The sequence below is a fragment of the Verrucomicrobiia bacterium genome (assembly GCA_035495615.1).
In the GTDB taxonomy this organism is placed as follows: Bacteria; Omnitrophota; Omnitrophia; order Omnitrophales; family Aquincolibacteriaceae; genus DATJFP01.
The window spans coordinates 21,250-33,007 of sequence record DATJFP010000048.1 but is presented as its reverse complement, the minus strand read 5'-3'; the positions used below and the strand labels follow the sequence as shown (position 1 = coordinate 33,007).

Annotated in this window: 15 protein-coding genes; 4 read left to right on the top strand and 11 right to left on the bottom strand. The window is 58.3% G+C overall.

What is annotated here, in order from left to right; translation table 11 throughout:
* On the top strand, nucleotides 1-420 hold a 420-nt coding region (locus VL688_06680), incomplete at its 5' end, for a hypothetical protein (GenBank protein ID HTL47732.1).
* Complete coding sequence (locus VL688_06675) at nucleotides 417-671, top strand: hypothetical protein (protein HTL47731.1); 255 nt, start codon at nucleotides 417-419, stop codon at nucleotides 669-671. The genes VL688_06680 and VL688_06675, both read left to right, overlap by 4 nt.
* Here VL688_06675 and VL688_06670 read toward each other — a convergent pair.
* Nucleotides 643-891 carry a hypothetical protein gene (locus tag VL688_06670; protein HTL47730.1) on the bottom strand — a complete coding sequence of 83 codons (249 nt, stop codon included), beginning with the start codon at nucleotides 889-891 and terminating at the stop codon, nucleotides 643-645. The genes VL688_06675 and VL688_06670 overlap by 29 nt on opposite strands.
* On the bottom strand, nucleotides 858-1,931 hold the full coding sequence (locus VL688_06665) for a fatty acid desaturase (GenBank protein ID HTL47729.1): 1,074 nt from the start codon (nucleotides 1,929-1,931) through the stop codon (nucleotides 858-860). The genes VL688_06670 and VL688_06665 overlap by 34 nt, the downstream gene beginning before the upstream one ends.
* A gap of 270 nt (nucleotides 1,932-2,201) precedes the next feature.
* On the opposite strand from VL688_06665, the gene VL688_06660 reads away from it, so the two are divergent.
* On the top strand, nucleotides 2,202-3,197 hold the full coding sequence (locus tag VL688_06660) for a hypothetical protein (protein ID HTL47728.1): 996 nt from the start codon (nucleotides 2,202-2,204) through the stop codon (nucleotides 3,195-3,197).
* Nucleotides 3,198-3,263: 66 nt separating this feature from the next.
* Nucleotides 3,264-4,382 carry a mechanosensitive ion channel family protein gene (locus VL688_06655; GenBank protein HTL47727.1) on the top strand — a complete coding sequence of 373 codons (1,119 nt, stop codon included), beginning with the start codon at nucleotides 3,264-3,266 and terminating at the stop codon, nucleotides 4,380-4,382.
* 15 nt (nucleotides 4,383-4,397) lie between these two features.
* On the opposite strand, the gene VL688_06650 is transcribed toward VL688_06655, so the two are convergent.
* The 9 genes from VL688_06650 to VL688_06610 all read right to left on the bottom strand — a co-directional run bounded on the left by VL688_06650 (nucleotide 4,398) and on the right by VL688_06610 (nucleotide 11,757).
* Entirely contained in the window at nucleotides 4,398-4,757 is a 360-nt protein-coding gene (locus VL688_06650) for a cytochrome C oxidase subunit IV family protein (protein HTL47726.1), read from the bottom strand.
* Complete coding sequence (locus VL688_06645; GenBank protein HTL47725.1) at nucleotides 4,757-5,404, bottom strand: cytochrome c oxidase subunit 3 family protein; 648 nt, start codon at nucleotides 5,402-5,404, stop codon at nucleotides 4,757-4,759. The genes VL688_06650 and VL688_06645 overlap by 1 nt, the downstream gene beginning before the upstream one ends.
* Complete coding sequence (gene ctaD, locus VL688_06640) at nucleotides 5,397-7,007, bottom strand: cytochrome c oxidase subunit I (protein ID HTL47724.1); 1,611 nt, start codon at nucleotides 7,005-7,007, stop codon at nucleotides 5,397-5,399. Before ctaD ends, VL688_06645 begins: the two co-directional genes overlap by 8 nt.
* 194 nt (nucleotides 7,008-7,201) lie before the next feature.
* Nucleotides 7,202-8,182 (bottom strand): cytochrome c oxidase subunit II, encoded by a 981-nt coding sequence (gene coxB / locus VL688_06635; GenBank protein HTL47723.1) that lies wholly within the window; start codon nucleotides 8,180-8,182, stop codon nucleotides 7,202-7,204.
* Nucleotides 8,179-9,006, bottom strand: coding sequence for an SCO family protein (locus tag VL688_06630; protein ID HTL47722.1), 828 nt, complete (start codon nucleotides 9,004-9,006; stop codon nucleotides 8,179-8,181). Before VL688_06630 ends, coxB begins: the two co-directional genes overlap by 4 nt.
* A complete protein-coding gene (locus VL688_06625; protein ID HTL47721.1) occupies nucleotides 9,003-9,428 on the bottom strand; it encodes a hypothetical protein in 426 nt (141 codons plus the stop codon). Before VL688_06625 ends, VL688_06630 begins: the two co-directional genes overlap by 4 nt.
* Nucleotides 9,418-10,596 carry a hypothetical protein gene (locus VL688_06620; GenBank protein ID HTL47720.1) on the bottom strand — a complete coding sequence of 393 codons (1,179 nt, stop codon included), beginning with the start codon at nucleotides 10,594-10,596 and terminating at the stop codon, nucleotides 9,418-9,420. The genes VL688_06625 and VL688_06620 overlap by 11 nt, the downstream gene beginning before the upstream one ends.
* A complete protein-coding gene (locus tag VL688_06615) occupies nucleotides 10,580-11,206 on the bottom strand; it encodes a cytochrome c (GenBank protein ID HTL47719.1) in 627 nt (208 codons plus the stop codon). Before VL688_06615 ends, VL688_06620 begins: the two co-directional genes overlap by 17 nt.
* Complete coding sequence (locus tag VL688_06610; protein ID HTL47718.1) at nucleotides 11,206-11,757, bottom strand: DUF3341 domain-containing protein; 552 nt, start codon at nucleotides 11,755-11,757, stop codon at nucleotides 11,206-11,208. Before VL688_06610 ends, VL688_06615 begins: the two co-directional genes overlap by 1 nt.
* Between the last annotated feature and the right edge of the window lies 1 nt (nucleotide 11,758).

Below are 11,758 nucleotides of genomic sequence, written 5' to 3'. Positions count from 1 at the left end.
GTTTTTCGCTTCATGGCAAGACGGGCACTCCGCGGGCTCAAACAGGAAAGTTCAGGGCCGCAGCCGTCTGCGGACCTCGACATGGACAGCCGCGCCTTCGAGGTTTTTTTTCGCGTGATCGAAAAGGCCCGGGACCTTTGCCGCGAAAGGGGTATTGCTTTCGCCGTGGTCTTCCATCCGCAGACGGTCCGGGAGAGGGGCTTGAAGGAAAAGCTCGCCGCGGCGCTGAAGGAAAAGGGCATTGCCACTTTTGATTTGGGGCCGGCATTTGCCGCCAGTCCCTTGCGCGGCGCGCTGTTTCTTCCGGGAGACGGCCACTATTCCGCGCAGGGCGCAGCGCTCGCGGCGCAGGCCGTTTACGGGGAGCTGCGTAAAAACGGCTTTATTTCGGAAAACTCAGGAGGTAATATTGCGGTATGAACTCACGGAAGATGTGGATCCTTATCGCGATGGCTGCGGCGCTTGTTTTCTTTTCCCACCGGGTATCCGCCGAAGAAGAACCCAAAGACGTTCACTTCAGTGACGATTGGACGGGTTATACGGATACCGAAGAGGCCAAGAACCTGCCGATGGCCGACATGGAGCAGGCCGGGGAAGAAGACACCGGGGACGTTCGGGCGGAAGAGACGCTGCCTCCCGAGGTCAAGCGCGCTTACGCCGACGAGCAATAACCAGAAGGTCTTTCGCCAGGCTATAAACCAGAAGCAAGATGCCGGCGGCAAGCAGGCCTTTTCCCCAGAGCACGGGATCCGGCAATCCCGGAATGCCCTTCCAGAGAAGAAGATTTCCCGCCGCCACCAGCAGAAGCCCGGCTTTCGTATGAAGGCAGGCCGAACAGCGCAGCCACTTGCCGAACGTCATGCTGCCGAATTCGCAGTATTCCTGTCCCATGATCCGTTCCTTTCTCCCGTCCAGAAATCTTTCCCGGCCATGACCAGGAACCGCGAGGCTTCCGGATCTTGCGCGAGGATCTTGCAGGCCTCTTCCATGTTGTAATAAGGAAGCGACGGGAAAAGGTGGTGCACGTGATGGCCTTTGATTTCGCCGGCCATGAGATTATTGAACCATCCGGGAACCTCAAAAGAAAGGGTCCGCTTCCAGCGCGGCGCGCCGGGCTGCAGGAAACGGGGATCATAATGCTGGAACTGACCCAGGAAATGGGCCCAGTTTTTCACCAGGAGCATGGGGAGCGCCCATCCCCAGGCAAACCAGGGCAAAACCTGGAGACAGGCGCACAAAAGCACCCCTTGAATCGCTGCGGTAATGACCGCTTTGTTTTTTTCCTTGGCTTTGACGATCCGGTAATCCGCAAGGTTCCATTCGTCCCGCGGGGTTTCGTTCATGTACTGGTCTTCTTCCCATCCCGGCACGTGGGCGCCGACAAAGCTGAGTTCCAGGAAATAAAGAAGGCGCGTCCAGAGATTGCGGCGCATTTTCAAGAAGCGTTCTGCGCCGTAAAGGTGGTCGACGTCCGTGGGTTCGAAAACATCCGCATGATGGCTCAGATGGACTTTGACATAGCGGGGCCTTCTCCGGGCGGCGTTCGGAAGCACGGCCATATAAAGAAGGTCCAGGAATTTTTTCGCGGCCGGGCTTTGCGCCGCGTTGCGATGCGTATGATGATGGTGGATCGTCACGTTGATCAGGGAAAAATAAAGGAGCGAGAGCAGGAGGCTTGCCGGGATCCTGGCCGCGAGCGAAGGGATGAGGACGATCACCGCAAAAAGCGCGGCCATGAGCCCGAACACCAGGCCCAGGTGGCAGAAAAGTTTCCGGTCGTCTTTTTGAAAAAGGCCGGGATGGCGCCGCTGGAAGTCCTGAATCGCGAGGATCTCGGAAGAAGCTTCGACTGGCAGGGGGAGGGCCGCCGAAGCCGTTCCGTATCCTCCTGAAAAAACAGCATTTTTTTGTTCCGATTCGACTGTATTCATCAGGACCTTTCCGCGGGCCATCCCGCACCGCACTGCTCAATAAGTGTATATACATCAAATTGCCAGGGAAATCAAGGCCGGTTTCCGGACGCCTCACAGAATAACGCGTAAGTGCTTTGCCGGCAATCGGTAATCACCCTACAAAAAAAATTGGGACTGAGGAAAAAGCCGGCAGGGGCCGTTATTTTAGCTGGACACGAAAGCCAGGGTTCTCTACTATTTTTTCCGTGATTTCCAACTCCGCGGTGCCCCATGTTTAGAAAAATCGTGTTGGGAGCTTCCATAAGTTTTGTGCTGTTCTATGCCGCGCTGGGAGCGGGGCTTGGGCCGTTTTCTTCGAAGATCTTCCAGTATGCCAGGGAAAACGGGGGCAAATACGGCACCAAGCTCATGGACCCGCGCTATGAAAGCGTGCGGCTTGCTTCCTGGAATGCCGTGGAATGGGGCGGGATTTCCGCCCGCTTCAAGTCGCTGCGCAAGGGCTCGCTGCTGGAAGAGAAGGTCTTCCGCCTCCAGGCGGACCGCGTCCGACTCAAGCTCCTGAATTTTTTTACGGGCAGGTGCAGGATCGAAGCGGAAGGCGTCGAGCTCCTGCTTGAAAAGGGCACCGCGCACCCGCGCGTTCCCGGCCGTCTGGCGGGAGACATGTCTTATGAATTTCGTCTGGACCTTGTCCATCCCGGCATAGCCCGGAAGCAAATCCGGGAACTGTTCCGCGCTTTTTCCAGCCTGGTGCATGAGGGGATGATCGCGGGCAAGCTCGAATTCCGCGGCAACAGCGCCTTTTCCATCAAAGGCAAAACGTTCGAAGCCGTTCTCTTTTCGGAGCCCGCGGGCCCGCAGACCCGTCTGGTCATGGAGCCCGGATCCATCCGCAACGTGGCGCTGGTGCTGGGAGATTCGCTGACGCCTTCGGAAATCGATCTTCTTTCCCAGCATCCGTTCCTCGCGCCCCGCCTCTTCGAAATCCAGGATTACGTGCGGGAAAAAGCCGAGACCTTGAACGCCCAGGGGAAGGCCTCCTCCAAAGACGCGTACAAGCACATCCTGTGGAGCTACCTGCTGACGCGCGAATACGGACCGGATTTTGCCAAGGTCGTGACGGACGCGCATGAGAACGGCTCCGCGACCAATACGGCCGCGGACCACAAGATGGATTTCAACAACAACATTGTGGGCCGCCGCTATGCGCTTTCCGGCATCCCTGAGTCCGGGCTCCTGTCTCGCATGCTCCAGGATCCCAGCGTGATCCAACACCCGGAGTAATGCAAAACCGGCGCAAACCTTCCGGTCTCTGGTAAAATACTTCATCCCCCTTCGTAAGGAGAGAACATGAATTCTTTTTTTTCGGCTTTGGATACCGTGATCCTCGGAAATGCCTTGCGGGATTACCTCCTGGCGGTAACGATCCTGGTCGTGGGGCTTTTTGTCATCCAGATCGTGAGTAAGGGGGTGTTCCTGCGGCTGAAACGGTTCGTGGAGAAGACGCCTTCCAAAACCGACGACTTCATCGTTTCGATTTCCGAGCAGACGGCGATCCCGCTGCTTTACCTTGCCGTCCTTTATTTTTCCCTGAACCAGCTTGCCCTGAACGACGTCAGCAAAAAATACCTGAACGCCTTCTGCATCATCATCCTGACGATCCAGCTCACGCGTCTGGGCCTGGCGATCATGATCTACATCCTCGAATGCAACTGGCTGCGCAAGGCGGAAGCTTCGGCGGGAAACGTCCCGTTCTCGGCCAGTCTTATCACGTGCCTGCGCCTGGTGGTGTGGGGCATGAGCGGCGTCTTCATCTTCGAGAACTTGGGCTTCAACGTTTCCGCGATCGTGGCCGGCCTCGGCATCGGCGGCATCGCCGTGGCCCTGGCGGCCCAGACCATCCTGGGCGACCTGTTCAATTATTTCGTGATTTTCTTCGACCATCCGTTTGAAGAAGGCGACTTTATCGTGTTCGACAATTACATGGGTCAGATCGAACATATCGGCATCAAATCCACGCGCATCCGTTCCCTCGACGGCGAGCAAATCGTGGTTTCGAATTCCAACCTGACTTCCAGCCGCATCCGTAACTATAAGAGGATGAGCCAGCGCCGCGTGCCTTTCACCGTCGGATTGACGTATGAGACGCCCACGGACAAGCTGAAAAAAGTACCGGAAATGATCCGGAAAATGATCGAAAGCCTGCCGGGCGTGAAGTTCGACCGCGCGCATTTCAAAACCTTCAGTGCCTACAGCCTGGACGTCGAAGTCGTTTATTTCTTCCTCAGCTCCGACTACAACAAGTACATGGACGTCCAGCAGCAGCTGAATTTCATGATCAAGGATGCGTTCGAAAAAGAAGGGATCGAATTCGCCTATCCGACCCAGGTGGAATACGTGAAGGCCATGGGGCGCGACGCGGCCGGGGACAAGGACGTCATGGACCTGCGGGGAAAGAATCCTTCCTGAAGAAGTTCCGGCCGTCTATTCCGGCGAGGCCGGCATCTTGGCGGCGAAATGCGAGGCGGTCGGCTTGATCCAGGCGCCGCCTTGGGGAAAGTTGTCCCAGGGACGCGAGATGTAATCGTTCAGGGTCAGGAGGAGCAGGATGCCGAACATGAAAAAGCCGGCGGCGATGAAAAGCCGGGACAAGGCCGTGCTGTGCCGGACGTGCATGAAAAACCACAGGACCAGCCCCGCCTTCAGACCCGCGATGCCGAGCGCGATCACGGTGTTTAGCGATCCGAAATTCACGGAAGCGGCCGCGACCGTCAGAAGCGTGAGCCCCATCAGCGCCGCGAACGTCAGAATATAAGTCTTGAGCGATTCGGCCTGCTGCGACATCAATGCCTCCCCAAAAGGTAGAGCAGGGGAAAAAGAAAAATCCACACGATATCCACGAAGTGCCAGTAAAGCCCCAGCATCTCCACCGGCGTGGAATATTCCTTCGTATAACGCCCCCGCGTGGCTTTCCATGCCACGACGCCGAGCGCCACGAGTCCGATGATCATGTGAATCGCATGAAGGCCCGTCATGGCGAAATAAAGCGAGAAGAAGAGCTCAGGCCCCTGCGAGGCGTAATGCGGGAAGGCGAAATTCGGCCCGGGAACGAAATGCTCGTGGAACTTATGAGCGTATTCGATGCTTTTGATCCCGAGAAAGGTGCCGCCGAGCGCCATAGTCAGGACGAGGAAGCCTGTAATGGACTTGCCTTTTCCTTCGTGGCCCGCGCGCACGGCAAGCGCCATGGTCAGCGAGCTCGAGATGAGGACAATGGTGTTGATGCAGCCGAGCCGCACGTCCAGTTCATGGCTCGCGGCCGCGAAGCCGTGCGGATACGACATGCGGTAGATCGTGTAGGACAGGAACAGGCCGCCGAAAAACAGGAGCTCCGTGAGCAGGAATGTCCACATGCCGAGCTGCGACGCCGCGTATTGCTGCGAGAGGCTCGTGAAATGATGCTGGAGCGGGGAGTGCGTCTGTTTAGCCACGGTGCGGCGCCTCCGCGTAAGCATACGCTTCTTCGGTCACGACGGGAATTTCGTCAAAGTTGTGGACGGGCGGCGGCGACGGGATCGTCCATTCCAGGCCCTTGGCATTCCACGGGTTTGCCGGTGCCTTCTTGCCGTATTTGAGCGACCAGAGCATGTAGATCATCGGAATCAGATAACCTACGGCCAGAACCGAGGCGCCGGCGGTCGACATGACATTCAGCACCTGGAATTCTTCGGGATAAGCGTGATAGCGCCGCGGCATGCCCATGTAGCCCAGCAGGAACTGGGGAAAGAATGTCAGGTTGAATCCGATGAAGATGTTCAGCGCGGAAATGCGCGCCCAGAATTCCGGATAAAGCCGGCCCGTCATTTTCGGCCACCAGTAGTGAAGCCCGCCAAGGTAACCCATGACCACGCCGCCCACCATGATGTAATGGAAATGCGCCACAATGAAGTAAGTGTCGTGAACGTGCACGTCCAGCCCCAGCGACGCTAGAAAGAGGCCGGTGAGGCCGCCGATGGTGAACAGCCCGATGAAGCCCAGCGCGTAAAGCATGGGCGTCTGCAGCGAAATGGAACCCTTGTACAACGTCGCCGTCCAGTTAAACACCTTGATGGCGGACGGGATGGCTACCAGGAAACTCAGGAACGAAAACACAAAGCCGGCGTACATGGACTGGCTGGACACGAACATGTGGTGGCCCCAAACCAGGAAACCCAGCACGGCGATCGCGAGGCTGGAGCCGGCAACGAAGTCGTAGCCGAAGACGCGCTTGCGCGAGAAGGCGGCGACAAGCTCGCTCATGACACCCATGCTTGGCAGGATCATGATGTACACGGCCGGATGCGAATAAAACCAGAACAGATGCTGAAACAGCACCGGGTCGCCTCCGAGATTCGGGTCGAAAATGCCGATGTGAAAAGCCCTTTCCAGGAAGACGAGGAAGATCGCGGCTCCCAGGACCGGCGTGGCAAGCACCATGATGATACTGGCCGCGTAATTGGACCATATGAAAAGCGGCAGACGAAACCAGGTCATGCCTGGCGCGCGCATTTTGTGGATCGTGACGATGAAATTCAGGCCGGTCAGAATGGACGAAAATCCCGCGACAAACGCCCCGAGTGCGGTGAGGACCACGGCGCCATTCGAATATGTGCTGCTGTAAGGTGTGTAAAAGGTCCAGCCGGTATCCACGCCGCCGGTGACCATGGCGGCCGTTGCGAAAAGGGCGCCGCCGATATAGCAATACCAGCTTGCGAGATTAAGGCGCGGGAAAGCCATGTCGCGGGCGCCGATCATGATGGGAATCAAAAAATTCCCCAGCACCGCGGGCACGGCGGGAATGAGGAAAAAGAAAATCATGATGATGCCGTGCATGGTGAACAGCTTGTTGTAGGTCTCGGAACTGACCAGGTCGCCCGCGGGCGTCAGAAGCTCCAAGCGGATCATGACCGCAAAGAAGCCGCCTACAAAAAAGAAAAGGGTCACGGAGATGAGATACAGGATGGCGATGCGCTTGTGGTCGACCGTTCCGAACCACGAGCGGAGCTCATACGAAGCATTCAGGTAATGTTTTATTTTTTTGACAAGTGTACTCATAAAATTCCCATCTCCTCGGGCCGCTGCTCCGGTGAGCGGCGGCAATGTGTGAACTTCGAAACTTGAAGTTCCTGTCTCCTCAGGCCGCAATCCCTTGATTGCGGCACGATCGCGGGAACTTTGACATTCCCGTCTCCTCAGGCCGCACTCTCATGACTGCGGCACGATCGCGGAAGCGTGCAGCTTCCGTCTCCTCAGGCCGCGGGGGACGCCGGGGGGGCCGCGGTTTCCGGCGTCCCGGTTTCTGCCTTCAGGCTCTTGAGATAAGAAATAATCTGCAAAATTTCTTCTTCGCCCAGCTGCCCCTGAAACGTAGGCATCATGGGGGTGTAGCCCGCCACGATCTTGGCGTTCGGTTTCACGATGGATTCGCGGATGTAATTTTCGTCGGCCGTGACCGTCCTGCCATCCGCAAGCTGGACCGGATTCCCGAAAACGCCGGCCAGGTCCGGCCCCAGAGCGCCGGACTCGGCGTGGTGGCAGGTGTTGCAGCGGTTCTTCTGGAACAGTTCTTTGCCGGAAACCGTGACAGGCGCGATGGCCGTTCCGGTCTCGAGCCACTGCTGGTATTCCTCTTCCGGCATGACGGTGACCCAGCCGATCATTCCTGAGTGTTTTGTGCCGCAGTATTCCGCGCAGAACAAATGATAACGCCCCGTTTTCGTGGGTTGGAACCACAGGCTCGTGTAGCGGCCGGGCACCACGTCCATTTTAACGCGGAACGCGGGAACAAAAAAACTGTGGATGACATCTTCGGAAGTCATCTTCAGGCGGATGGGGTGGTCCACCGGCACGTGCAGTTCGTTGATCTCACGCCGGCCTTCCGGATGCTGGATTTTCCACATCCACTGCTTGCCCACGACGAAAATTTCTTCCGCGTTCTGCGGCGCGCGCCAGCCCTTAAAGTAAAGGATGGAACCCCAGGTGAACATCGTCATGGCAATCGCGAGAGGAATCGCCGACCAGGTGATTTCCAGGAGCAGGTTGCCGTGAATGGCTTCAGGCCGCTCCGTTTCGCTGCGGCGCTTGTATTTCAGCGTGAAAAAGAGAACGGTCGCGAAAATCACGCAGGTGAAAAACACGCTGACCGCGATCAGGTACAGGTAAAGAAGGTCGACCTGGCCTGCGAGCGTGGAAGCCTGGACCGGGCTGAACGGAACCGTGGGCAGGTTCATGCGCCGCTCCTTGCCGCGCGTTCCTCGCGCAGCGAGCGGGTGACGAACCAGGCGAGGGCGAGCACCGTGGCCAGCGCGCCGAGCCGGATGAAATTCATGACTTCGAGGCTGTAACGCCCGTAAGACGGATCGTAATGAAAGCAGAGGAGAAGGAACTGATCCGCGAGCCCGCCGATTTTTTGTTTCGAAGCCTCAACGAGCGCCAGGCGCAGGTCTCGGGGCGAATATTCGATGCCGAAGAAATAATGGGAAAGCTTTCCTTCCGGCGTGAGGACCATGATGGCGGCGGCATGCGCGTATTCGCCCGAAGTGGCGTCATAGTCATAGCGGAAGCCGGCCGCCTGCGCCAGGGCGCGGCTCGACGCCTCGCTGCCGGTCAGGAAATGCCAGCCGTCGCGCGCCTCGTCGCGTTTGTATTCCTTGAAGATCTGGTCTTTTTTCTTCGCCGCCGTTTCCGGCGTATCTTTGGGATTGATGGAGAAGGCCACGATCTCGAATTCCCGGCCGGGCACGAATTTCAGGACGCGGAGCGCCTTGACCACGCCGTTCATGACCAGAGTGCAGAGCATGGGGCAGCTGTAATAAACCGGCAGGAGCAGTACGGGTTTTCCCGTGAAGTACTGGCCAAGACGGACCGGATTGCCGGCTTCGTCGGTAAATTCGAGATCCAGCGGGACCTGGTTGCCGAGCCGCTGGTCCAGGCCGATGCGCTGGAGGCGGTTGTTTTGGTCGCGGACGGGATTCGCCTTCGCGGCCGGAGAAAAAGCCGCAAGGCAGAGGGCCAGCATCAGAACGGCGCTCATGCCGGCGGAGAAACGTTTCATGAAGCTGTCCTTTCCTGCTGCGGCGGAGCCGCGTTTTCGCTGCGCACGGGAAAACCTTTCTTCAGCATGATCTCCATGGCCTTGGACACGGGAATCGAAACCCGCTCATGCTCCGGATCGCGCCATTGGTAATTGTTCAGCAGGATTTCCTCTTCCTCGCGCATCTGTTCGTATTCCCGGGAAGGATGCACTTCCAGCGTGACATCCGGCGCATGCCAGCGGTCGTCGCGGACATAGATCGAGGGCGCGTCCTGCTTGGTTTCATGGGCCGCCAGAAGCTTGTAATAAACGTAGAGGCCGACTTGGACCACGACTGCGGTCACGCACAGGATCAGGCAGAAAATCAGGATGGGTTTCACCTGCGCGTCGCGTTTTTCGTAGCCTTCCTTATTCGAAGAAGTCGAATGCGGATCAGTGTGCATGGGCCTCCTTTTCCGCGCCTTCGAGAGGATCATGGGTCATGATCAAAGGCTCGGAGACGGCGCGGCTCAGCACAAAAAAGAGCCAGAGGCCGCCGATGCCGGCAAGGCACGTGAGATCGAGCCAGTGGAAAGAAAGGCTTTCGTTGAAGACAGGCTTGACCAGCCAGAAGAGATCCACATAGCGCATCACCGCGATGAGAGCCGCCACCGGCGCCAGCGTCGCGAGATTCCTTTTGAGATCGCGGCTGAGGAGCAGGCCGAGCGGCACGAAAAAGTGGAACGCGGTCAACGCGATCGCAATGCCATTCCAGCCGTGGGAGAGGCGCCGCAGGTACCAGGGCGTTTCTTCCGCGAGATTGCCGGACCAGATGATGATGAACTGAGAAAGGCAGACGTAGGCCCACAGCATGATGAAAGCCAGCAGCAGCTTGCCCAGGTCATGCGTGCGCGAAGGCGTGACGGCCGGGGACAGTGGGCCTTTGTTTTTGGAAAGAAAGCCCGTGAGGATGATCACGATCGAGAAACCCGCCAGCGTCTGGCCCATCATGAAAAGGAAACCGTAGATTGTGGAATACCAGTGCGGCTCCAGCGACATGGACCAGTCCACGCAGGAAAACGTGACGGTCAGGCCGTACATGACCAGGCCCGCGCCGCTGAGGACCTGCAGCTTGTCGTGCACTTTGGGCGAATGGTCTTTTTCGTAGGCGTTCGCGCCGCGGATCAGGCCGTAAGCCCACAGGCCCCAGATCACGAAAAAGAAAACCGCACGGCCGTAAAAGAAAGAAGGATTCAGGTAGAGCTGCTTCTGCTGGAGCAGCGCGTCATGCGCGACCGCCTCCGGACGCGCCCAGAGATAAAGCTCTTTGAGGTTCACGGCCACGGGCAAAAAGAGGAGCGCCATGAGCGGCAGCGATTTCAGGATGATTTCCATGAGGCGGCGGATCGGATAGCCCCAGCCGCCGTCGGTCAGGTGATGGAGCATGATGAGCGGCAGGCATCCGAGCGTCACGCCGATCCAGAAAAGATACGCCGTCAGGTAAGACGGGGCAAAGGCCTGGCGGTCCATGACAAAGCCCACGCCGGACAAGGCCAGGCCCGCGACCGCCGCGGCGAGCGCGAAGGAACGGACTTTTTGGATGACGGCGATGCGATCAGTGCTTGGGTTCATAACCCCCCGTGCCTACGCTGAATCCCGTGGCTTTTTTCTGCTCCAGCAGCATGGCCTTGGCATCTGCGGGAATTTCGTTCAGGCTGACGTCCTGGCTGGCCTGCAGCACGCGGATGTAAGCGGCAATGGCCCACCGGTCTTCCGGAGTGACCTGGGCCGCGTAATCGAACATGGCGCCGAAACCATTGGTCATGACGCCGAAGAAATAGCCCGGAGACGCGTCCTTCAGGCGCTGCTCGTGAAAGGACGGCGGGCGCTTGAAGCCGCGGCGCACCACCATGCCCAGGCCGTAGCCCGCGCGGTCATGGCACACGGAGCAGTAGATGTTGTAACGTTCCTGCCCGCGCAGGAGAACCTTTTCGTCGATGGGAAAGGGAAACGTGTCCGCGGGCTTGCCGTCCACTTTGCCGGTATAAAGCTGCACGTCGTCGTGCAGCTGGCCGCGCGCCACCGTGCCTTCGACGAGCGGACGCGCGGAACGGCCATCCGCGTAAAAATTGCTGGCCTCCATCGGCTCATAGCGCGGCTGGTCCACCATGTCGCCGCAGCCAGACAAGGCAAAGGCGAACATCAGCAGAGCGGTCAGAATTTTCGAGTTTCTTTTGAGCATCAGCGGTCCACGTCGTAAATGCCGTGCGGTTTCAGGGATTCGAGAAACGATTTCGTCGTGTCCGGGTCGAAGAGCTTGTCCCGGCTTTCGATGCAAAGATAAAAGCGGTCGCGCGTCGCCAGCGCGAAGCGTTCCACGTTAAAGAGCGGGTGGTACGGCATGGGCAGGCCGTTCAGGGCCAGCATGCCGAAGACGGCCGCGAAAGCCGCGCCCAGGATCGTGAGCTCGAATGTGATCGGGATGAACGCGGGCCAGCTGTTGTGGGGCTTGCCGCCGATGTTGAGCGGGAAGCTGAAGACGTTCGCATAATACTGCATGCCGAAACCCGCGAGCCCGCCGAGGATGCCGCCGATCAGGACAAGAAGCGGCAGGCGGTTGCGGTGGAAGTTCATGGCCTCGTGCAGGCCCTCGATCGGAAAAGGCGAATACGCGTCGAAGCGTTTGTAACCCGCTTTCGTCACCTTGCGCGCGGCTTCCACCAGCGCTTCCGGCGTTTCGAATTCCGCCAGGATGCCCCACAAATCGGATTTAACTTCGGGTCCCGCTGACATT